This is a genomic window from Phyllobacterium bourgognense (assembly GCF_003337575.1).
In the GTDB taxonomy this organism is placed as follows: domain Bacteria; phylum Pseudomonadota; class Alphaproteobacteria; order Rhizobiales; family Rhizobiaceae; genus Phyllobacterium; species Phyllobacterium bourgognense.
In genome coordinates, this window is the sequence record NZ_QPJM01000001.1 from 643,475 (window position 1) to 664,627 (window position 21,153).

General features: G+C 57.6%; 21 protein-coding genes. 13 read left to right on the forward strand and 8 right to left on the reverse strand.

Annotation, left to right across the window (positions count from 1 at the left end; translation table 11 throughout):
* Positions 1–111 precede the first annotated feature (111 nt).
* From C7476_RS03080 to C7476_RS03090, 3 genes are all read left to right on the forward strand, one after another.
* Positions 112–1,164 carry an ABC transporter permease gene (locus C7476_RS03080; RefSeq protein ID WP_245426051.1) on the forward strand — a complete coding sequence of 351 codons (1,053 nt, stop codon included), beginning with the start codon at positions 112–114 and terminating at the stop codon, positions 1,162–1,164.
* Positions 1,161–1,934 (forward strand): ATP-binding cassette domain-containing protein, encoded by a 774-nt coding sequence (locus C7476_RS03085; RefSeq protein ID WP_114428401.1) that lies wholly within the window; start codon positions 1,161–1,163, stop codon positions 1,932–1,934. The genes C7476_RS03080 and C7476_RS03085 overlap by 4 nt, the downstream gene beginning before the upstream one ends.
* A 73-nt stretch (positions 1,935–2,007) precedes the next feature.
* Positions 2,008–2,922 (forward strand): sugar ABC transporter substrate-binding protein, encoded by a 915-nt coding sequence (locus C7476_RS03090; protein ID WP_114428402.1) that lies wholly within the window; start codon positions 2,008–2,010, stop codon positions 2,920–2,922.
* Positions 2,923–3,241: 319 nt separating this feature from the next.
* On the opposite strand, the gene C7476_RS03095 is transcribed toward C7476_RS03090, so the two are convergent.
* Complete coding sequence (locus C7476_RS03095; protein ID WP_114428403.1) at positions 3,242–4,144, reverse strand: GntR family transcriptional regulator; 903 nt, start codon at positions 4,142–4,144, stop codon at positions 3,242–3,244.
* Between the two features lie 132 nt (positions 4,145–4,276).
* Here C7476_RS03095 and C7476_RS03100 point away from each other — a divergent pair, with 132 nt between their 5' ends.
* The 4 genes from C7476_RS03100 (at position 4,277) to C7476_RS03115 (ending at position 8,157) form a co-directional block, all read left to right on the forward strand.
* Positions 4,277–5,299, forward strand: coding sequence for an ABC transporter permease (locus tag C7476_RS03100; protein ID WP_114428404.1), 1,023 nt, complete (start codon positions 4,277–4,279; stop codon positions 5,297–5,299).
* Between the two features lie 32 nt (positions 5,300–5,331).
* Positions 5,332–6,273, forward strand: coding sequence for an ABC transporter substrate-binding protein (locus C7476_RS03105; protein ID WP_114428405.1), 942 nt, complete (start codon positions 5,332–5,334; stop codon positions 6,271–6,273).
* Between the two features lie 62 nt (positions 6,274–6,335).
* Entirely contained in the window at positions 6,336–7,148 is an 813-nt protein-coding gene (locus C7476_RS03110; RefSeq protein WP_114428406.1) for an ATP-binding cassette domain-containing protein, read from the forward strand.
* A 13-nt stretch (positions 7,149–7,161) separates the two neighbouring features.
* The gene (locus C7476_RS03115; protein WP_114428407.1) at positions 7,162–8,157 is read left to right on the forward strand and encodes a zinc-binding alcohol dehydrogenase family protein; all 996 of its coding nucleotides are present in this window, start codon (positions 7,162–7,164) and stop codon (positions 8,155–8,157) included.
* A 327-nt stretch (positions 8,158–8,484) separates the two neighbouring features.
* On the opposite strand, the gene C7476_RS03120 is transcribed toward C7476_RS03115, so the two are convergent.
* The 5 genes from C7476_RS03120 to C7476_RS03140 form a co-directional block, all read right to left on the reverse strand.
* On the reverse strand, positions 8,485–8,979 hold the full coding sequence (locus C7476_RS03120) for an acyl-CoA thioesterase (RefSeq protein ID WP_114428408.1): 495 nt from the start codon (positions 8,977–8,979) through the stop codon (positions 8,485–8,487).
* Between the two features lie 215 nt (positions 8,980–9,194).
* Positions 9,195–9,971 carry an ABC transporter permease gene (locus C7476_RS03125; protein ID WP_114428409.1) on the reverse strand — a complete coding sequence of 259 codons (777 nt, stop codon included), beginning with the start codon at positions 9,969–9,971 and terminating at the stop codon, positions 9,195–9,197.
* The gene (locus tag C7476_RS03130) at positions 9,955–10,785 is read right to left on the reverse strand and encodes an ABC transporter ATP-binding protein (RefSeq protein WP_114428410.1); all 831 of its coding nucleotides are present in this window, start codon (positions 10,783–10,785) and stop codon (positions 9,955–9,957) included. The genes C7476_RS03125 and C7476_RS03130 overlap by 17 nt, the downstream gene beginning before the upstream one ends.
* 10 nt (positions 10,786–10,795) lie before the next feature.
* Complete coding sequence (locus C7476_RS03135; RefSeq protein WP_114428411.1) at positions 10,796–11,797, reverse strand: ABC transporter substrate-binding protein; 1,002 nt, start codon at positions 11,795–11,797, stop codon at positions 10,796–10,798.
* A 47-nt stretch (positions 11,798–11,844) separates the two neighbouring features.
* Entirely contained in the window at positions 11,845–12,927 is a 1,083-nt protein-coding gene (locus C7476_RS03140) for a 4-oxalomesaconate tautomerase (RefSeq protein ID WP_114428412.1), read from the reverse strand.
* A gap of 109 nt (positions 12,928–13,036) precedes the next feature.
* Here C7476_RS03140 and C7476_RS03145 point away from each other — a divergent pair, with 109 nt between their 5' ends.
* Complete coding sequence (locus C7476_RS03145; RefSeq protein ID WP_114428413.1) at positions 13,037–13,936, forward strand: LysR family transcriptional regulator; 900 nt, start codon at positions 13,037–13,039, stop codon at positions 13,934–13,936.
* Between the two features lie 676 nt (positions 13,937–14,612).
* Here C7476_RS03145 and C7476_RS28050 read toward each other — a convergent pair.
* The gene (locus C7476_RS28050; protein WP_181872330.1) at positions 14,613–14,786 is read right to left on the reverse strand and encodes a hypothetical protein; all 174 of its coding nucleotides are present in this window, start codon (positions 14,784–14,786) and stop codon (positions 14,613–14,615) included.
* A gap of 44 nt (positions 14,787–14,830) precedes the next feature.
* On the reverse strand, positions 14,831–15,229 hold the full coding sequence (locus C7476_RS29330; protein WP_114428414.1) for an aspartyl/asparaginyl beta-hydroxylase domain-containing protein: 399 nt from the start codon (positions 15,227–15,229) through the stop codon (positions 14,831–14,833).
* Positions 15,230–15,386: 157 nt separating this feature from the next.
* Between C7476_RS29330 and C7476_RS03155 the strand changes: the two genes are divergently transcribed.
* From C7476_RS03155 to C7476_RS03175, 5 genes are all read left to right on the forward strand, one after another.
* Positions 15,387–16,016 carry a methyltransferase family protein gene (locus tag C7476_RS03155; protein ID WP_114428415.1) on the forward strand — a complete coding sequence of 210 codons (630 nt, stop codon included), beginning with the start codon at positions 15,387–15,389 and terminating at the stop codon, positions 16,014–16,016.
* A 192-nt stretch (positions 16,017–16,208) separates the two neighbouring features.
* On the forward strand, positions 16,209–16,964 hold the full coding sequence (locus tag C7476_RS03160) for a response regulator (RefSeq protein WP_114428558.1): 756 nt from the start codon (positions 16,209–16,211) through the stop codon (positions 16,962–16,964).
* Complete coding sequence (locus C7476_RS03165) at positions 16,961–18,373, forward strand: sensor histidine kinase (protein WP_114428416.1); 1,413 nt, start codon at positions 16,961–16,963, stop codon at positions 18,371–18,373. The genes C7476_RS03160 and C7476_RS03165 overlap by 4 nt, the downstream gene beginning before the upstream one ends.
* A gap of 582 nt (positions 18,374–18,955) precedes the next feature.
* A complete protein-coding gene (locus tag C7476_RS03170) occupies positions 18,956–20,128 on the forward strand; it encodes a patatin-like phospholipase family protein (RefSeq protein ID WP_245426057.1) in 1,173 nt (390 codons plus the stop codon).
* Positions 20,129–20,182: 54 nt separating this feature from the next.
* A complete protein-coding gene (locus tag C7476_RS03175; protein ID WP_245426060.1) occupies positions 20,183–21,145 on the forward strand; it encodes a DUF3313 domain-containing protein in 963 nt (320 codons plus the stop codon).
* Positions 21,146–21,153: the final 8 nt, after the last annotated feature.

Here is a 21,153-nt window from a genome sequence, read left to right on the forward strand (position 1 = left end):
CTTTTTTGGTTGTATATTACTTATAAAAAACAGCTTGACCTTCGTCCAGTCCTGCGGCTTTTTATCGATAAGAATACAAGCCCCGGGTTGCATTGTCATCAGGAGGTTGTGTTGAGGGGGACGGACGATTCGCTTGAACGAGAAGTCGCTGAACCGCGCGCGCCCACTGTGGCGGCCAGCGAGAACGTTGCGGTGGCCGTTGGCCTTAAGTTACTCGGTGCCGGTGCTGTCCTCATTTTGATCGGGCTCATTCTGGTGTTGAGCCTCCTGTCGCCATACTTTCTGTCGCCGCGCAATCTCGGCAACATCCTGGCGCAGACCGCGGTGATCTGCGTCGTCGCCATGGGACAACATCTGGTCATCCTGACCAAGGGGATCGACCTTTCGGTCGGGTCGAACCTCGCACTGGCTTCGGTGCTCGGGGCGCTGAGCTTTCACGCCGGCGCTTCGGCGCTGACGGTCGTTGCCGTTATGGTCGCGGCCGGCACGACCGTGGGTGCCGTCAACGGCCTGTTTTACGTCTACGGACGCCTGCCGCACCCGTTTATCATCACGTTGGCGACGCTCAGCATTGCCAAAGGCATCGCCCTCCAGCTTGCCGACGGCCGCGCGATTCCGGGGATGCCGCCAGCCATCCGGAGCTTGGGTCAGGAGGCGTTTGCCGGGCTTCCCGGGTCGGTGTTCGTGGTCGCGGGGGTTGCGGCGCTGATGTTTGTCCTGACCCAGTCGACGGTCTGGGGCCGCTGGATGTATGCCGTGGGTGGCAGGGCCGACGCTGCCGTCCGCATGGGCATTCCGGTCTCCGCGGTCCTGGTTTCGGCCTACGTCATTTCGGGAACCTGCGCAGGAATAGGAGCCGTACTTCTCGCCGGCCGCACCGATGCGGGATCGCCGCTGTTCGGCAATCTACTGGAGCTCGACACCATAGCTGCGGTCATCATCGGCGGAGCTAGTTTTCTCGGGGGTCGCGGACACATCGGCCATGCCTTGATCGGAGCGATCATGATCGGCGTAATCCGCAATGCCCTCAATCTCTTGAACGTCGGGGTGTTTTACCAGCTGATCGTCATCGGCGTTGTCATCGTCGCTGCCGTCGAAGCGGATGTCCTTCGCAACCATCTCGAGTCCCGCATGCGTGTGCTGCGGGCGGAGGCCGGACCATGACACAGCATCAGCTCGCCGCACATCCGCAACATCCGGTGCTGTGCGTCCGTGGCGCTTGCAAACGTTTCGGCTCGGTGGTTGCGCTCGACGACGTCAGCATCGACGTCCATCGCGGCGAGATCCTCGCCCTGCTCGGAGACAACGGCGCGGGCAAATCCACGCTTATCAAGTGCATCAGCGGCGTCCACCGGCTGGACGCAGGCGACGTCGTGATAGACGGCGCGGCCAACGTTCTTCGGTCGCCCGCCGACGCGCGGTCGGCCGGCATCGAGACTGTCTATCAAGACCTCGCTCTCTTCGACAACCTTACCCCGGCACAGAACTTCTTCGCCGGACGCGAGATCGCCGGTCCGAAATGGCTGCCGCGCGCCATGCGCTTGCTCAACAAGCGGAGGATGGACGAGCAGACGCGCTCGTTGATCCAGTCGCTCAATGTGTCGCTGCCCCACCTTGACGCGGTCGTGGCGTTGATGTCCGGCGGACAGCGCCAGGCCATTGCCGTCGCCCGCTCGGCGGTCTTTGCCCGCAAGGTGGTCATCCTGGACGAACCGACCGCGGCGCTCGGCCTGTGCGAATCTCGCAAGGTGCTCGACCTCATCGGCGCGCTGCGCGACCGCGGAAATGCGATCATTTTGATCACCCACAATATGGACCATGTGACGGAACTTGCCGGCCGCGCCGTGGTGCTCAGACAAGGGCGGAGAGTCGGCGAGCTCGTTCCGACACGCGCCAACAAACAGGAACTGGTCTCGATGATCGTCGGGGCTTGAGCCGAAAATTGCGGGTCCGAAAGGCGGCGGCAAGGAGCCGCAGCAGGGTCCGTCAAAACAGGGAGGAAGCGCGATGAAACTGCAGTTCTTTATGGGACCGGCGCTAGTCGCCGTGATGGCCAATGCGGCAGCTGCCGCCGAGAGCGTCAAAATCGGACTGATCACTAAATTTCCGGTGCCGTTCTATTCGACGATGGAGGAGGCCGCCAAAAAATACGCAGCCGACCACCCCGGGATCGAGCTCATCACCGGCCAAGGTCAGTCAGCAACCGACATCGAAGGCCAGATCGCGCTGATCGAATCGATGGTCACGCAAGGTGTCAAGGGACTGGCGATCACGCCCGTCGATCCCACCGTCGCACCGGCGCTCGACAAAGCCGTCGCCGCCGGCATTAAGGTGGTGCTGGTCGACAACAGCATCCCTGGCTGGAAAAGCCAGACGGCGCTCGTGTCCACCAACAACCTCAACGGCGGCAAGATCGCTGGCGAGTTCCTGAAGACCAAGCTCAAGGACGGCGACAAGATTGCCATTCTCGAAGGCGTGCCGGGCGTGCCGGCGCTGGACGAACGCGTCACCGGGATGATGGAGGGCCTGGGCGGCATCAAGGTCGACGTCGTGGCAAAGGGCGCTACCAACTGCACGCTTGAACTCGGCACCTCCGTCACCGAAGACATCTTGACGGCCAATCCGGACCTCAAGGCGATCTACGCGGCCTGCGGTCCGCCAATTCCCGGGGCCGTCAAGTCGCTGGCCAATGCGAACGTTGCTAACGACAAAATCATTCTTGTGGGTTTTGACGCCTGTTGCGGCGAACTTGAAGCGATCAGGGCTGGAACGGAAGATGCGAGCGTCGCGCAATTCCCGGCAAAGATGGGTGAGCTTGGCATTGCGACCGTAGTCAAGGCCATCCAGGGTGAGGCGGTGGATGCCAATGTCGACACCGGGGCGGGGCTTGTTACATCCGAAAACGTCGAGGATTTCGATTGACCCAAGGAGCCCGACGGACTTCCGCCGGGCTGCTTGCAACGCTCTTGGAGTTAAGCATCAGCGATGAACTCGCTATTTTGACGTGAGATCACGGCACTCGGAGGGCCCGCGCCCGATCGTTGTTTTCGGTACACACTTGACGCGTGCCTTCTTGCCGTGGTGCCGCTCCAAGTGCGCACTCGATGGCTGTTCGTCAGCCCGCCAACACCGCCGGCGCCGCCGATGAACGGTAATTCGACTGCTGCCAGCAATCCAGTGTTCTCGCGGCCGCATCGGCGCGTTCGGCCTGCCCGAGGGCGGTGATGCCAGCTTCGATCCGTTAGGATAGGGCGTGAATGCGCAGCGAGGAGAGTAGCGTCTGCTTCGATGTGCCCAGGTGATCCCGCGCTGCCGCGAGTGCTGCGGTTTCGTCGCGCGCTTTCAGGGCCGCGATCAGTCTCAGATGTTCATCGATTGCGGCTGCGTTACGCTCGCGTTCGTCCTTCTTATCCCACTGATAATGGTAGTGGAAAATCAAGGAAATCACTTTCTGGAATTCGGCGACGAAGCGATTGCGCGTGATGCTGCCTATCGTCAAGTGAAAGCGCTCGTCCAGCAGGGAAAAATCGTGAAAGCGCGCATCGATTGCCGCTGCAAGCGCGCGATGCGCCTCGTCGAGCTCCTCTATCCTGTGCCAAATCTGGTGGCTGTCAGGCAGCGCGATGAGCTGCGAAATCGCGTTGAGCTCAATCATCATGCGGAAATCGGAAAGCTCGATCGCGAAATCAGAAGTGAATCCAACGAGCTCCCAACCGTTTTTGGGCCGCCGTTTGACAAGGCCGAACCGGCTGAGCGACGCTAAAAATTCCTGCAGGCCGTGGACGCTGACCCGAAACTGTCGGGCAAGTTCGGCGACATTGAGCGGCGTGCCCGGCGGCACGTCGAAGCGCAGGATCCAGTAAAGGAACTGACGTTCGAGCTCTTCGGGAGAAACCTGGCTCGCACTTACCGTCAGCCGTTCGTCTTGGCGCGGCATCCGCATGAGCGCTTTCTGGCGTCCCCTCCATTGCACTATCCCGATCATGTCCAGACGTTCGAGGATTGACCGGATCACTGTACGGCTCACGTCGAATTGCGCAGCAAGCGCCAGTTCAGAAGCCAGCAAATCACCTGGTTTCAATGCTGAACACTCGTCGAGAACCGCATTGAAAGTCGCCCTGAAGCGTTCGTCTGTCCGCGCCATTGCGAGAGCCTCCTGTCGCCGCTCCCAATACAGCAAACTACAGGTGTCGACAATAATTAAAAACAATTGACAGCGGATGTTTCGACCTGCAGTCTGCATTTAATTATTTTATACCGCTCAGGGAGGAGCGTCATGTCAGTGGAAGTAGAACGGCTTGTTGTGCCGTTAGCTGGGGTCAAAATTTCATCCGATGCCCTGCACAAGCTTTCAGCGCTCTTCACGCTTTTGATGCTGGTCGGGCTGTTCGCCTTTGGCAATGCCGCGTTCCTGAGCGTCGGCAACGGGATGACGGTGCTGCTGCAAACGTCGGTAATCGGCCTGCTCGGGATCGGAATGACGCTGGTGATCCTGACCGGCGGTATCGATCTCAGCGTCGGTTCGGTACTGGCGCTTTCCGGAACCGTGGCTGGGCTCGCGGTAAAGGCCGGAATTCCTGTACCACTCGGCATGACCATGGGAATCGTGGTCGGGGCCCTGTGTGGGGCGGTCAATGGGATCGTGGTCACGAAGATGCGCATCACGCCATTTGTCGCCACGCTCGGCATGATGCTGATCGCGAGGGGCACTGCCTTGCAAATCACCGGCGCCGCTCCGATTTCGCAGTTGGGCGAGGCGTTCGGCAAGCTGGGCAACGGTTCGCTTTTCCGGGCAATCGGCATGGGTACGAACGGGCTGCCCAAGATCATTTTTCCGGGGATTCCCTATCCGGCGATCCTGCTTGTCGTCGTCGCCGTGACTGTCGCCTTCATGCTGCACCGCCGCTCTATCGGCCGTCACATCTATGCAATTGGTTCGAATGAGGAAGCCGCGCGGCTTTCCGGTGTGGAGGTCGATCGAACCAAGCTGGCCGCCTATGTCATGTCCGGCGCGCTCGCCGGACTGGCCGGGATCGTTTTGATGTCCCGACTGGTTACTGCCCAGCCCAATGAGGGCGTCATGTACGAGCTCGACGCGATCGCTGCGGCCGTCATCGGCGGGGCGTCGTTGATGGGCGGAGTCGGCACCGTATCCGGAACCATGATCGGCGCGTTCATCATCGGCGTCTTGCGCAATGGCCTGAACATGGCCGGCGTCTCAGCCTTCATCCAGCAAATCATCATCGGCTTCGTCGTCATCATGGCGGTCTATGTCGATCAGTTGAGAAGCCGCCGATAACCGGCAAACTGTCTTCATCAGAGGAGGAGAATATGAAGATGACCTTGAAAGCACTGTTTCTGGCTAGCACAATGATCGCCGCGCCCGCCACCGTCATGGCGGGAGAAATCGCGGTGATCGTCAAGACGACAAACTCGAACTTCTGGCAGAATGTCAACAAAGGCGCTTCGGCCGCGATCGCCGGCCAGAGTGAACACACCATGACCTTCAACGGGCCGGCCGCGGAATCGGCAATTGCCGACGAACTCAGCATGGTCGAAAACGCTATCAACCGCGGCGTGATTGGCATCGTGCTCGCACCGTCGGATCCGGACGCGCTTGCTCCGGCCGTCAAAAAGGCTCACGAAGCCGGTATCCCGGTCGCAATCATCGACTCCGCGCTCTCGGATGCCGGCAAGGGCACCTTCCAGACCTTCCTTTCGACAGATAACTGCGCGGCAGGCAAGCTGGCCGCGACGATGATGATCGACAAGGTCGGGAAAGAAGGTAAGGTGGCCGTGATGTCCTATGTGGCGGGGGTCGGCTCGGAAGTCGGTCGCGTCGGCTGCTTTGTCGATCATCTGAAGGCGAATTCCAAGCTGGAAATCGTCGGCCCATACTATTCGCAGTCCCAGATGGCGACGGCGCTCAACCAGACGACCGACGTGCTCGCCGCCAATCCGGATCTCAAAGGCATCTTCGGCGCCAACGAGCCGACCGCGGTCGGCATGGGCCGTGCGATCGTCCAGGCCGGCAAAGTGGGCGAGGTCGTCGCCATCGGCTTTGACGGCAACGAAGACCTGCAGGCCTTCGTCAAGGATGGTACGCTCACCGCAACCATGGTCCAGGGTTCCTATCAGATGGGCGAACTCGGCGTGAAGGCCATTCTCGACATCATCGGCGGCAAAAAGGCTGAGCCGCAGATCGATACGGGCGTTGTTGCCGTCACCAAAGACAATATCGCCGCTCCCGAGGCCAAGAACGTTCTCTACTAAACGGCGGGCCGCGAGAAGGTAGAGGCTCAGCCCTCTGCCTTCTCTTTCGTCAGGAAAACCTCATGAACGCGCAAGTAACAGGATCGCGGCCGCTGGTCGAGATGATCAATATCCAGAAAAGCTTTGGCGGCGTGCACGCCGTCGAAGACGTGTCGATTGACCTCTTTCCCGGAGAGGTCGTTGGAATCCTCGGTCATAATGGCGCGGGAAAATCCTGTCTGATGCGGGTTCTCTCCGGTGCCATGGCGCCGAACGCCGGCACGATCAGAATGGGGGACGAGGATGTCCGGTTTCTATCACCTCAGGATGCGCGACGTCAGGGGGTCGAAACCATCTATCAGACGCTTGCCCTTGCGGACCATCTCGATGCTCCGTCCAATCTGTTTCTCGGCCGCGAGCTGAAGACGCGCTGGGGCAATCTTGACGACAAGAACATGATGGAGGAAGCGCGCCGGGTGCTGCATCGGCTCAACCCCAACTTCAAGAATCTGAGCGACCCGGTTTTCCGATTGTCTGGCGGTCAGCGGCAGGTCATTGCCATTGCGCGCGCCATCTATTTCAAGGTGAAGGTCCTCATTATGGACGAGCCGACGGCTGCGCTCGGACCAGCCGAGACAGCAATGGTCGCCGATCTCATCAGGCAGTTGCGGAGCGAAGGTATCGGCATCTTTCTTATCAGCCACGACATGCACGACGTTTTCGACCTGTGCGACCGTATTGTTGTGATGAACCGGGGGCGCAACGTCGGCGGTTACAGGATAGAGGAAGTGACCAAGGATGATGTACTGAGCCTGATCATCAAGGGCGAGATGCCCGCCGGCTGGCGGCCGCGCAATGCGGCCAGGACACCACAAACCGGCCTGAGTTCGAATTGAGGAAGGAAGACGAATGTTATGCGGCACCTGCGTCGAACCAGGACGGTTCGAACTCATCGAACGGCCTCTTCCCACGGACTTGCTGCAAGGCTGGGCTTTTGTCGACATCGCAGCGGTCGGCATTTGCGGAACTGATTACCACATCTATACCGGCAAGCATCCCTATCTCAATTACCCACGCGTTATCGGCCATGAACTCAGTGGCCGGCTGGTCACCCCTGTAGGCGGCATGGAGGCCGGCACCCTTGTCGTGATCAATCCCTATATCGCCTGTGGCACATGCCGCGCTTGCCTGCGCCGCAAGCCCAATTGCTGCACGAACATCGCGGTGTTGGGTGTTCATCGCGACGGCGGCCTCTGCCAGCGCGTCGCAGTTCCGGCGGGCAACCTTATAGCCGCCGAAGGACTCGACGAGATCCAGGCGGCCATGGTCGAATTCCTGGCGATCGGGGCCCATGCGGTGGCCCGTTCGGGACTCGCCGCCGGCGACAGGGTGCTGGTCACGGGCGCCGGACCGATCGGCATCGGGACCGCGCTTTTCGCGCAGCTCGCAGGCGCGGAGGTTCATCTTTTGGATTTGAGTTCACAGCGACTGGCTTTGGCACGCGAGAGTTTCGATTTTCAGAATACGTATGACGATACGTCGCGGATCCTTGAAGGCGACCGCGCCGACGGCTTCGACATTGTCTTCGATGCAACGGGGTCTGCGGCAGCGATAGAGGCAGGCTTTCCATTGCTCGCGCATGGAAGCAGCTATGTGCTCGTCAGCGTCGTGAAGGATCATATTCGTTTTGACGACGCGGAATTCCACAAGCGGGAAACTCGCATCATCGGCAGCCGCAATGCCGTCCAGTCAGATTTCGAAACCGTCATGGCGGCCATCCGTGAGGGCAAGATCTCCACGGATGCCCTCTGCTCGGTGATCCTGCCGCTGGCCGACCTGCCGCAGCGCCTGCCCGAACTCGCCCAGGACAGGACCGGACTGATCAAGGCGGTGGTGAGGCTCTGATCCAGCGCCTACGGTTGCATCCAGAGGATTGTGTGGCTCGGAATTGGGTATCGAGTCCATAGTCGAACAGCTTCGACAGGAAGTGTGCATGTCCCGTGGCCTGATAATGCCGTCGCATTCTCAAGCGAAATGGCCCTAGCTGCGTTGCTAAGGCACTCGGGCCGAGAAAATCCATGCTTATTGGAAAAATTTCAACGGAACGTTTATCTGTGGGAACCTTTGAACAAACTTATAGGAATTTCCACGAAAATGCGCTGGATTTGATTCCCTATCGCTACAACGACGCATCATTTGAGGTGATCCCGCGAAGGTTTCTGCGTACTCGGCTCAGGTAGCCGGGCCAGAGCCGGCCTCTCTAAATCGCGTCTCGAATTCCCGTCGCAAGGCTCGCCTTGCTTCTGCGGCACGCAAACGTTGCTGAGCGATCTCGGTCGTTGGATTATATGGCGGCACTGCAGTTGGCTTGCCATCTGTATCGACGGCCACCATTGTGAAATAGCAGGAATTTGTGTGTCGACGCGCGCCGGTGCGGATGTCTTCGGCCTCAACCCGAATACCGACCTCCATGGAGGTGCGACCGGCGTAGTTGATCGAGGCACGAAAGGTCACCAATTCACCGACCATGACAGGCTGACGGAACACGACCTGATCGACGGACAACGTGACCGCGTATTGCTTCGAGAAGCGCGAGGCACAGGAGAAGGCGACGCGGTCCAGGTGGTTGAGCAGGGCGCCGCCATGGACCTTGCCGCTGAAATTGGCCATGTCGGGTGTCATCAGGACGACCATTTCCATTCGACTTGTATCTGTGCCGTCATCCATTGTGCGCCTCCGTTGTCCCAGCAAATCAATTGGTATCAGCTGTGGTGTCCCAATAGGAAGTCCGCGCAGCGTTCTGCAATCATCAATATCGCCGCTGTCATTTGGCCCTGCGGCTGCAACAAGAATCGGTAAAAAGCTCGCTAATATTGGTATGCACGTGTACGGGTGGTCGCTTCTTGTAGCGGCCACCCATCAGCCTGCATCAACTATTCCAACTAGGCTGCCCGTTCCTCCGAGGCATTGGGCCGCCATTTAATGAGGCGATTTTCCATCACATCCAGTATTCGGTCAATCACCAGGACGAAAACCGCCAGGATAATGATGCCGGCGAAGACGCCGACTGCATCGAAATTGCCTTCTGCCTGGGCAATCAGGTAGCCAAGCCCTGCCGACGCGCCAAGATATTCGCCAATAATTGCACCGACCACTGCAAAGCCGACAGAGGTGCGCAGAGAAGAAAGAATCCAGCTTGCTGCTGCCGGGAAATAAACGTGGCGCAGAAGCTCGGACCGCTTGGCGCCAAGAATACGGGCGTTTGCCAGCACCACCGGATTGACTTCACGCACACCCTGCATCGCGTTGAAGAATGTAATGAAGAAAACGAGCGTTACAGCGAGCGCAACTTTCGACCAGAGGCCAAGACCGAGCCAAAGCACGAAGATCGGAGCAAGCACGACGCGCGGGATGGCGTTCAAGCCCTTGATAAAGGGGTCAAGAATGCGAGCGGCACTACGGCTAAGACCAAGCCAGACGCCAGCAGCGACACCCAAACCCGTTCCGATAACATAGCCCAGAACGGTTTCCGTCAGCGTGATCGTCACATGACGATAGAAATTGGCATCAATGACCCAACTGATGATCTGGTTGAAGATGTCCATAGGCGCAGGGAAAAAGAAAACATCGATGATGCCAATGGACACCCCGAGCTGCCAGCCGCCAAGAATGGCAAAAAGCAGGCCCAGTTGGATAAATCGTTCAGTCGCGACGTTCATAGCTCTTCTCCACTTCGCCGCGCAGCGACGCCCAAATATTGCGGTACAGATCCATGAAGCGCGGATCCAGTTTGATTTCGGCAACGTCGCGGGGACGCTCAAGATCGACAGGGAAGCTGTTGATAACCCGGCTGCGCGGTCCGGCGGCCAACACGGCCACCCGGTCGCCGAGGGCAATGGCTTCCTCCAGATCATGCGTAATCATGACCACGGCTCTGCGTTCCTCCTGCCACAATCGCAAAAGCTCGTTCTGCATCAGATGGCGAGTATGGATATCGAGCGCCGAAAACGGTTCATCCATCAAAATGACCTTTGGACCGCTGATCAATGCCTGGGCCATCTGAACACGCTTTCGTTGACCGCCCGAAAGCTGATGGGGATATCGCTGTTCGAATCCCTTGAGACCCACCTTGGCAAGCCATGCGGTCGATCGCTCGCGGCGGTCCGACGTGCCTACGCTCCGAAACAGCAGGCCGAGTTCGACATTCTCGATGGCCGTTTTCCACGGCAACAGCGCATCCTGTTGGAACAGGTAGCCGATATCATTCTGAATACCCGAGACGCCATTGCCATCGATCGAGACGCTGCCGCTGGTCGGTTTGAGCAGCCCGGCAATAGCGTTCAGTATCGTACTCTTGCCGCATCCCGTCGGCCCGACGATGGCCAGGAATTCGCCGTCCGCCACCGTTAGATTGACGTCCTCCACCGCAACAAAAGTTCCGAAGGACATTGTCACGGAGTCGATGGCCACCATCGCCTTCTTCTGTTGCGGGGCGGTTTCCTCCCCCACCGGTTTTACCACTGCCAGAGCCATGGCCTCCTCCTCAGTTCGTGCTTTTGCGCGGCGCCTTGTCGACGAACGCGTTGGTGTATGTTTTCTTCAGATCGATTTCCGTTGCGGCAACCTTGTCATTGAAGCTCCTCAGAACAGCGAGCGGGGTTTGAACCTCGGCTTCATTGAAGCGCCCATCCACGGAGAAGATCGGCTTGGCATTAGCGACAGCCTTCACGTAGGTCTCGCGGTCACCGGAAATGAAGGCTTCGGGCAGTTTTTGAACAATCTCCTCAGGTGAGCTGCTGTTCATCCATTCCAGTGCCTCAACTGTCGCGTTGACGACCTTCTGGATCGTTTCCGGATTCTCATCAATATAGGCTTGCGTGGCATAGAGAACGGAGGTCGGGTAGATGCCGCCGTAAATCTCCTTTGCGCCTTCATCGCTGCGCGCATCAATTAGGATCTTGCCAACGCCCTTGGCCTCGATGAATGTGGCGGCGGGATCATAATTGACCAGCAGATCAACTTTTCCCTGCTCGAGGGCGGCGACCGCAGCTGAACCGGAGCCGACCCCAATCAGCGAAACATCGTCCGCAGAAAGCTTGTGGCGCTGCAAATAATAGCGAACAAAGAAATCCGAGGAGGAGCCCGGAGCAGTAATGCCGATTTTCGCGCCCTTGATGGTCTCAGGCTTTGCCGGGTCAAATGTCGAGTTCTTGCCGCCTGCGAGGACAAGACCGGAATTGCGTGCCAGCAACACAATACCCACGACGTCCTTCCTTTGTGCCTGCATCTGGATTGTATGATCGTAGAAGCCGACGGCTATGTCTGTGGACCCTGCCACAAGCGCCTGCAGGGTCTTGGATCCGCCCGAGGCGAAATTCTCGACGGTGACTTCGAGCCCTTCCTTTTCATAGAGTCCAAGGCCCGATGCTACGGGGAACGGCAAATTGTTCAAATTGTAAGAGCCGACGCTGATTCTGACTGGATCCGCAAAGGCCGATCCGGCGAATACAACAGTGGCCGCGAGCGAGAGCACAAGTTTACGCATGGTAGTTCCTCCCTGATGTGCGGCACCCTCCCGGCCACCGCTTTCAATTATGCCGCGCAAACCATTTGCGCGATAGGTTTTGCAAAGACCTGGCCCTCGAACAGACGCCGGGCTGTACGCAGAATGCCTGCGACTGTCTTGCCGTCCCGGCAGTCCAATTTTACCTCCAGGCGTCCGCTTGGATGTTCGAGAACGAGAACGACCGGGGGCTTGCGTCCGCCAATCAGTCTGGACGCAACGGTGTTGTCACTGATGCAGGCCGTAGCAATACCGACTGCCCCCGTCGTGGCCAGCGAGGGATGGCACTGATGCGGCATGAAATAGCGCACATTCAGATCACCGCCGGCTTTTGGCTTCGAGATCAGTACCGGCTTCGGGGCAACCTGTGTCCTTACGTCGCCCATACCCATACGCTGGCCCGCCTGCTGCCTCAATTTTTCCAGCCGCTCGAGGAGAGCGCTGTTTGCATTGAGCTCCGTCGCCGTTTCATAACCGGTCGCCCCGATAGCCGCTGCCTCAAGGATCATCATTGGCATGGCGCAATCGATACAGGTCATCTCTACGCCGTCAATCGTCTCAAGAGGCTGTCCAGTGGGAAAGAGCCTGCCAGTACGAGCACCGGCCGCATCCATGAATGTCAAGGCGATCGGCGCGGCGTGGCCGGGAACGCCGTCAATCGAAGCATTGCCAAGGTAGGCGACCTGGCCGTCTGGCGTTGGAACCTCCGCCTCGATGAACTTGCCCGTATTCACATTGTATATCCGCACCCGCGTCACCGGTCCGGTTACCTTGACGAGGCCGGCTTCGATAGCGAAGGGACCGACGGCGGCAAGCATGTTGCCGCAATTGGGCGATGTGTCGACCATTTGCTGATCGATACGGACCTGGGCAAAGAGATAATCGACATCCGCCCCCAACACAGTCGCCGGTCCAACAATGGCAACTTTGCTCGTGACAGGGTTGCCGCCGCCAATGCCGTCGATTTGAAGCGGATGACCGGAACCCATTACGGATAACAGAATCTGGTCGCGTTGGTGCGGATCTGAAGGGAGGTCCGACGCCAGGAAAAACGGGCCTTTGGACGTACCACCTCTCATCAAAACACAAGGTATACGAATGAGGTCGTTCATGGTTCCCGCTCTTTATTCATGCGCTTGGCAGATCAATCTGCCCATTTCTTGCACTTTGCGGTAAACTGATTGATATGTGAAATGCGAAGATTCGGAGGATTGATGTGTTATGAGCATTAATTGTGAGATACTTGACCTGCGGGCGTTCTTAAGCGTCGTGGAACTGGTGAGCTTTCATCGGGCTGCAGAGGCGCTTAATCTCTCTCAGCCGGCTCTCAGTCGGCGCATTCAGAAGTTGGAGATGGCCATCGGCGCTCCCCTACTGGAGCGGACGACACGGCACGTCTCTTTGACAGCCTTGGGGACGGAATTACTCCCGCTTGTTCGCCGGATGTTGGAAGAGTTCGATGGTTCGCTATTTGCGGTTCGCGATGTCGGCGTCAACCGGGGCGGTCTGGTGACGATCGCCTGCCTTCCCACCGCTGCGTTTTATTTCCTGCCGACTGTCATTCGGCTGTTCAATGAAGAACATCCGAATATCCGTTTCCGTATCCTTGATTTGCCCGCGACCGACGGCTTGCAGGCCGTTGCGCGGGGTGAGGTGGAGTTCGGCATCAACATCATGGGTACTTCCGATCCGGATCTGACATTCGACCGTCTTGTTGAAGATCCGTTCGTTCTCGCGGCGCGCAAGGATCATGCGCTTGCGGAGAAAGCGGAAGTGGGGTGGGCAGACCTGGAACCTTACCCTCTGATCACGGTTCACCGGTCAAGCGCGAACCGCACACTTCTCGATGCGGCCCTGGCTAAGTCCAGTATCAAGCTTCGATGGTTCTATGAAGTAACGCACCTTTCGACGTCCCTTGGTCTTGTCGAAGCCGGGCTTGGCATATCAGTGCTGCCGCAGATGGCTACGCCCCAAGGGGAACATCCTTTCCTCATAAGCCGCCCGATACGCAATCCGGCAATTTCAAGGACAATAGGCGTGGTGAGGCGTCGCGGAGGGACCTTGTCGCCGGCTGCAGAGCGATTCCTCCACATGCTAATTGGTACCTGGTCCGAAAGGTAAGCTCGAGTCTGGCAAAGGTATGTGTGATTGGCGTCGAATGCTGCCCTCGAGCCGACTCCCTGGTATGTCGGAAGCGGATCTAGACATTTTACGACCAAATCGAAGCCATTAAATTCGATAGCAAGGCATTTCTTCAGCGGGTGAAGTTTCTCATTGAAGCAAGACCACACAGCCCAATTCGATCAGCGTGCGACCAGTATATTAAGTGCTGGGCAACCAGTTGACTGTCGATTCTTGACCGCGCCAGAAGAACGAAATTCGGAGGCTCATGGGCAAGTCGAGCTGGTCCTCGGCCTTCTCGCGGTCGGTTCGCCATGAGGCCCTGCGCAGCGCGTCGTAGTCCCTAGCAAGACGGTCGTTCCTCTCGCGTGTGATCCGGCGTGCCCTCACAAGGATGATGGGATTATCAGCTTAGCACAATGCGACAGGTTCTCATGCTCGACCGACGGTCCCAACCCATGCTCCTTGCTGCCCGCGGAGGGGAGCGCCGACGCGCATGTCAGCCGTGCGTCAGGAGATCGAGCCGAATGTCCGTGAACCGACAACCCGATGCGGGTCATCCGCCTCCGCTGCTACATATGCGTGGATGGTATGCGCGTAATTCGGGAAGGTGAAGCAAGACCCACGGTTGAGAGAAGGACAGCGGATCGTGCATCCATCGATACCACGCCATGCCTCAGACGAGTCGACCGAGCACATGCACCACGCCCACGACCAGTGCCAGAAGCAACAGCAGCAGGAGGATATTCACCGACCACTTGATGACGCGGTATAGCGGCCGGTTCGTCGACTTCAGCGCCTTGATGCGTGCCAGCACGGGCGCGAGCCCTCTGAAGATCCTGTTGGCCAAGCCACGACGGTCTTCTGGCGTGTTCGGTACTACCGAGGCGCATGCTATGCCCTGATAAAAGAAGTTGAACACCGCCCCAACGGATTCAGGGGCCGCTTCACGTCACACATGAGGATCAGGCGACCCGAGTGGGTATCGTTGCGCACATAGTGGAGATAAGTCTCATCAAACATGAGAACCTCGCCATCGCGCCAACTCAGCTTGTGGCCATCCACGTTGATGAAGCAGGCGTCGGAGTTGGGCGTGGCGAGACCGAGGTGGTAACGCAGGGATACAGCGATCGGGTCGGCGTGCCGGGTCAGCTGAGCCCCCTTGGGCAGATAGGCGAACATCGCTCCATGCACGGCCGGCACCTTATGCAGTATCGCGACCGTCCTGGGACACAGGCGTTGCCACGGATCCAGGTGGCTTCGGTGTAGCGAAATCACAAAGTCGCGCAACATTTCTTAACAATACAAAACCCACGGCAATAACAAACCGTGCCAGATATCGCCATCGGCCCTGCCTGGAGCAGACGATGGAGATGGGTGTCGACTAGGCCGCGCGTCTGCTCAACGATTGTCTTGACCGCGCCGCAAGTCTTGAAGGAACTACCTGGAGATGGAACAGAATGTTCGAACTTTTCGTCAACGCAAGCGCATTCTATTCTTCTGGATGTCCGCTCCCCTTCTTGGTTCGCTGCTGCTTTTTACTGAACCGGTGTGGTTCGATGGTGACGTTCGGAACGAGATAGTCCGCCACCTCGGTTCATTTACGCTTCTGACGTGCATTGCTGGTCGTTGCTGGGCAGCGCTCCACATAGGCGGACAAAAGAACCAGCATTTGATCACATCAGGGCCTTACGCGCGGACGCGGAATCCCCTCTATCTCTTCTCGACAATGGGTCTTGCAGGAATCGGACTTGCGGCTGGATCTGTAACGTTGGGGGTGGGGTTTTTCTGCTTCGGCTATCTCGCGTTCGGCTATGTGATAAGGCGCGAAGAGTGGGCGCTGGAACATTTCTTCGGCTCGGAATACCACGAGTATACGAGGCTCGTACCAAGGTTTTTTCCTTCGTTCTCTTCGATTGTGATCGAACAACCGGGTGACGACCAAAACGTATACAACCCTCGCGCACTGGCTACGACTTTTTGCCATGGACTGGTGTTTCTGCTGCCTGTTCCGCTCTATGGCGTCATACAATACATGCAAGAAGCCAAGATCATTGTACCCATTCTTAAGATATATTGACACTTGACTATCGACTGGGGAGAAGTTCTCGTGTGCCGATAGATCCAGAATTAAGTTTACTATAGCGATCGCCGGGCAAGATCGATCGGCAACGCGAAAGGACCATGCTTTGGGTTGCCGCAACAAAATTAAACACAATTTTTGCTGACAACCATCATGCGAGAACGGAATATCCCATGAAGGGGCGACATGATGACCGAGCTCATGGAAAACATCGGATTCGATGTCCTTACTCAAACTTCAGCCAGAATCCTCATCGTCGAGGATGATCGCGATATCGCGAGTATGCTGATCGATCTGATGAAGGAAGGAGGTCACATCGCCGAGGCGGTCGGTTCGGCGATAGAGATGGACCGCGTACTAAGCAAGAAAGAGTTTCAACTTATCGTTCTGGACGGAATGTTGCCTGGCGAGGACGGATTCAGCATATGCAGACGGATTAGATCGTCCAATACGATACCGATCCTCATGCTTACTGCATTGACGAAAGAAGTCGACAGGATCGTTGGATTCGAATTAGGCGCAGACGACTACGTCACCAAGCCGTTTAATTCAAGGGAACTTTTGGCACGAGTAAAAGCGCTTCTGCGGCGCTCGTCGTATGCAATGCTGACTAGGCCAACCGAGGAACCGATGACGTTCGCGGGTTGGTGTGTTGATCCGGTTGCTCGGGAATTGACTGACAGGGACGGTGTTCATGTATCGCTCACAACGGCGGAATTTGATGTGTTGCTTGTGTTCTGTCGCAACCCCCGGCAAATCATGTCCCGGCAAGAAATACTGGTTCGTACGCATGCAGGTTCGGCGGGCCCTGTTGAGCGCAGCATTGATGTGCACGTCAGTCGCGTTCGACAGAAAATCGAACCGAATTTCAAGGATCCGACATTCATCAAAACCGTACGCCTGGGCGGGTACATCTTCACTCCAGAGGTTGCTATAGCACCATGATCGATCGGTTCTGGAAGGCTTCCATACGACTACAGTTCATAGTGTTCGCCTCGATTCCTGTTCCGGCGATCGTCATATGCATTATTGCTATTCTACCGGAGCCGTTCATCTTCCAGAACGAAAAGCTGCTTATGGTCAAAGGCGCTCAAATCGAGCTGATCGTAACCCAGATTCGGAACGCCAGGAATGAATCCGAAATCGAGAATTTGGTGAAGTCTAGCGCCCCGCTCGGTCTCGAATTGAAAGTTGTGCAATGGGGCGATGTCAGTGGCGAAAGGGATCGTCAAGAGGACGACCATCTAATCTCGGATGAGCTTCGCGACGTCCTGCCCGCTGATTTTGAGGCGGTCGTTCTTGAACATACTACAGGAAGCCAGAGACACAGTACGCTTGCGGTGCGCCTGGACCCGCGGCGTGCTCTCGAAATTGGATTCTCCGGTGCCGACATCTCGCCGTCGTCTTTCAGCACAATCGTGGAATTCATCGCCAAGGTCCTCGTTCTGATGCTGCCGATGCTCCTCCTGGTCCTTTATATCGGGACCATGATTACATCGCCTCTCGTTCGCTTTGCCGAGGCGGCAAAGAGACTGCGTCTGGACGGCAGCGAAGAGGAACTGTTCGCCGCCAAAGGCGCCAAGGAACTTCGCACACTTGCGACGTCGCTCAACAACATGAGGCGGCGTATTCGCAAGATGGTCGATGATCGGACACGAATGCTGACGGCCGTGAGCCACGATCTCAGGACGCCGTTGACACGACTGCGAATGCGCGTCGAGCGCTCCAAGGATGCGGCGTCAAGGGACGCGATGCTGGCGGACATATCCACCCTCACCACCATGATTGAGGACAGCCTTCAGTATCTGACCAGCACAGCAACGGTCGAAACGCTCAGGAAGGTCGACATATCGAGCCTGCTACAGACGATCACGTCGGAATTCAGCGATCTTGGGCACAATGTCATCTACAAGGGTCCTGAACGGTTTGCGTATTTGTGCAAGCGAAAGGCCATGATCCGCGCGGTGACCAATATCGTCGAGAATGCTGTACGGTTCGGCACGACCGTTAGTGTCGAACTGCATAACAATTCTCGCGGTGGCGTGGACATTGTAGTGTGTGATAACGGTCCTGGCATTGAAAGTGACCTTCACGAAAAGGTATTGGAGCCGTTTTTCAAGGCAGACGAGGCGCGGACACCAAACTCCAACGGCGGTTTTGGACTGGGGCTCTCAATCGCCGACGAAATCGTGAGGGGGCACGGTGGCGCGGTGCTCATCGAGAACGCATCGCCGCGAGGTCTACGAGTGACAATACGGTTGCCGTCGGCACAGGTTGTTCCTTACCAAACCAGCAACGCTTCCGCTGCGAACAGTGAAGGTCTCACGCAAAAAGTGCTCGCCGAAGAGAAATAGTCGACTACTGACAAGGCGCCTGTAGGTCCTTCACCTCTAGATTGCGATGGCGGCGAGCCTTGAAAACTGCATCCCGAAGCAGTTTCTCCATCACTCGCAGGGTGACCCCGTCTGCCCTCATCATCTGCCTGATTAGCGGGTCTCTCAGAACATCTGCAATCGTCATGTCATCATAAGCCATAAGGGTGTCCCGTCTTTGCTGCTTTGATGAGTAGCCATGGCAAGCAGCCTCTCGATGTCAAAACGGGGACAAAACAAAGGCGGTTGGTGAAGTTTTATTGCGGGATGTCGATCCGCTTTGGTCGGAAGTTTGGAATTCCCCGTGCCTGGATTTCGCTCCAACCCATCGGAAAGCAGATGGTTAAGCGGGGCGATCTCAGCATGCGACAGGATGCTGCTTATCCGCTGTGAATTATGCCACTGGCGGCGCAACAAATCTTAACAACACAAAATCCAAGACAATTACGAATCTGAGCTAATGCCGACGACGCGATTCCGAAAGGAGTTCGCGAAGGTACGCTGCGCTGCCGGTGGGGATGTTGCTGTTTCACGCGGACTGTAGCCCAGAACAAGGCGTTGGAAGTGAATAGACTGATGGCGATCTTCGTGCTGGCCGTTCTTGCTGGCTGTATGGCGCCGGACCGTATCACCTACGGGCCGGAAGCCGCGGCGACAGCCGGCATCGATGGATATAGCGATATTCGTATGTATGCAGACGCGCCCTGGAAGCTGTCCGCAGAGCGCGCATGGTTGCCCATGCCGAAAAGCAAGAAAATCGACTACCTCGTCGTGTCGGGTGGTGGCTCCGGAGGCGCCTTCAGCGTCGGGGCCTTGAAGGCCTGGTCGGATCGGGGTGATCGCCCGCAATTCGATATGGTCAGTGGCGTCAGCACGGGTGCGCTGATTGCGCCCTACGCATTCCTCGGCTCGGCTTATGACAAGCCGCTCGTCGATCTCTACACGAGCGGCATCGCCAAGGAGTTGGTCGCTGTAGATTTCCTGCCCGATGCCCTCCTTGGTGCGAGCCTCCTGAAACAAAAGCCGCTTCGAGCAATGGTCGAGCGGTATCTGACACGTGACGTGGTGGCGAAAATCGCTGCGGAGCATCGCAAGGGACGGCGACTGCTTGTCCTGACCTCGAATCTCGATTCCCAAAGAGCGGTGATCTGGAACATGGGCGCCATTGCTGCGAGCGGCCGTCCAGACGCATTGAAGCTCTTTCAGGATACCATCATCGCCTCGGCGAGCATTCCCGGCCTTTTCCCGGCGGTACTCATCAAGGCCAGATCCGGGGAGCAGGCGTTCGAAGAAATGCACTCCGACGGCGGCTCGGCTTCCTCGATCCTGACGATCCCCGAGGGATGGATGACAAGCTCAGAGATGGGCGCGTGGCCGAAGGGTCACAGGTTGAACATGTATATTATCGTCAACAATGCGCTCATCCCGGAATTCTCGACGACAAGGAACAACACGTTTGCTGTCATGGCCAGGGCGAATTCTTCGCTGATCAAGTCACAGACACGCAGCGCGCTGATGGCCACTTACGTCTACGCCCAAAAGAACGGCATTCGATTCCGCGTGGCCTCGATCGATACTCAGGTTCCCTACAAGATCATCGATCCTTTCAACACCAACTACATGCGCGCCGTTTACAAACTCGGATACTCCGAAATGGCAAGCGGCACCCTTTGGAAAGAAAGGCCGGTGTTCACCAATACGCTTGCTGCCGCGCAGCCAGCGGAACAGAGGCAATAGCCACGCTGCATCCCCCAAAAACCCAGCCCAACCACGTTCGAACAGGAGAACACTGTGTCATATTCCCGAAATGAACTGAAAGCGGGTCGAAACCAGTTTCGACCGATTAGGCAAACGCTTCTTCTATGCCTGCTCGTAACGGCCGTTGCCGGTTGCGCCGCGGTGCCGCTTGAGCAGGCCAGTTCGCTGTCATCTTACGAGAGCCTCGCTCCGGTCAAAAGCCGCTTCCGAAAAGCGAACTACATGGTTTTGGCCGACGATGTGAAAGTTGCCAAGACGGTCTATGTCGAACCGACCAAGGTCTCGGACATGGCCGCGCCATCCATCAAGAAGTCTTCGGATCGTGCCCTCGTCGCAAACATGGTCAGCCGCGGCCTGTGCGTTGGTGTCAGCGATCGTTTCCAGGTCGTCGACAAGAGAGAAGAGGCCGATCTGATCGTTCATGCGACGATCACCCGTATTGTACCCACGAATCCCACAGCCGCAGGCGTGTCGACTGCGGCGGCGCTCGGGGCAACGATCGCGCAATCCTCCGTACCAGTGCCAAGAATTCCGCTCGGACTTGGCGGGCTTTCTGTCGAAGGCGAGGCAATGACCAGAGACGGCAAGCAGGTGGCGGCGCTGGTGTGGGCGAAGGGCGCGAATTTTGTGACTACGAGTGCGCGTGTATCGCAGGTTGGCGATGCCTATTCGCTTGCCGAGAGCTTCGGCAACGATTTCTCCAAAATGCTCATCACGGGCAAGACGCCCTACAAAGGGTTGCCGAAACTCCCGTCCGGGCAGAAAATCGTGTCAAGCCTTGGCGGAAAGCCGAAGTACCGCGCTTGCGAGAAATTTGGCCGATCGCCGTTCCTTATGGACGCCGTGGCCTCCCAGATCGGCGCGCCGCCGTCCTGGACCGACAAGTCAGCCCCGGAGCAGATCTACACTTCGGTTCCAGAGCCAACTCTGTCGAGCTTGAAGTGGGGATCGGCCGCCGGTGTTAACAAAGGCAACTACGTTCAGTCCCGACAATAAGATCACCG

Coding starts and splice junctions, on each gene's coding strand:
- C7476_RS03085 (WP_114428401.1), top strand. CDS start 1,161: ATGACACAGCATCAGCTCGCCGCACATCCGCAACATCCGGTGCTGTGC.
- C7476_RS03090 (WP_114428402.1), top strand. CDS start 2,008: ATGAAACTGCAGTTCTTTATGGGACCGGCGCTAGTCGCCGTGATGGCC.
- C7476_RS03095 (WP_114428403.1), bottom strand. CDS start 4,144: ATGGCGCGGACAGACGAACGCTTCAGGGCGACTTTCAATGCGGTTCTC.
- C7476_RS03100 (WP_114428404.1), top strand. CDS start 4,277: ATGTCAGTGGAAGTAGAACGGCTTGTTGTGCCGTTAGCTGGGGTCAAA.
- C7476_RS03105 (WP_114428405.1), top strand. CDS start 5,332: ATGAAGATGACCTTGAAAGCACTGTTTCTGGCTAGCACAATGATCGCC.
- C7476_RS03110 (WP_114428406.1), top strand. CDS start 6,336: ATGAACGCGCAAGTAACAGGATCGCGGCCGCTGGTCGAGATGATCAAT.
- C7476_RS03115 (WP_114428407.1), top strand. CDS start 7,162: ATGTTATGCGGCACCTGCGTCGAACCAGGACGGTTCGAACTCATCGAA.
- C7476_RS03120 (WP_114428408.1), bottom strand. CDS start 8,979: ATGGATGACGGCACAGATACAAGTCGAATGGAAATGGTCGTCCTGATG.
- C7476_RS03125 (WP_114428409.1), bottom strand. CDS start 9,971: ATGAACGTCGCGACTGAACGATTTATCCAACTGGGCCTGCTTTTTGCC.
- C7476_RS03130 (WP_114428410.1), bottom strand. CDS start 10,785: ATGGCTCTGGCAGTGGTAAAACCGGTGGGGGAGGAAACCGCCCCGCAA.
- C7476_RS03135 (WP_114428411.1), bottom strand. CDS start 11,797: ATGCGTAAACTTGTGCTCTCGCTCGCGGCCACTGTTGTATTCGCCGGA.
- C7476_RS03140 (WP_114428412.1), bottom strand. CDS start 12,927: ATGAACGACCTCATTCGTATACCTTGTGTTTTGATGAGAGGTGGTACG.
- C7476_RS03145 (WP_114428413.1), top strand. CDS start 13,037: ATGAGCATTAATTGTGAGATACTTGACCTGCGGGCGTTCTTAAGCGTC.
- C7476_RS29330 (WP_114428414.1), bottom strand. CDS start 15,229: ATGTTGCGCGACTTTGTGATTTCGCTACACCGAAGCCACCTGGATCCG.
- C7476_RS03155 (WP_114428415.1), top strand. CDS start 15,387: ATGGAACAGAATGTTCGAACTTTTCGTCAACGCAAGCGCATTCTATTC.
- C7476_RS03160 (WP_114428558.1), top strand. CDS start 16,209: ATGACCGAGCTCATGGAAAACATCGGATTCGATGTCCTTACTCAAACT.
- C7476_RS03165 (WP_114428416.1), top strand. CDS start 16,961: ATGATCGATCGGTTCTGGAAGGCTTCCATACGACTACAGTTCATAGTG.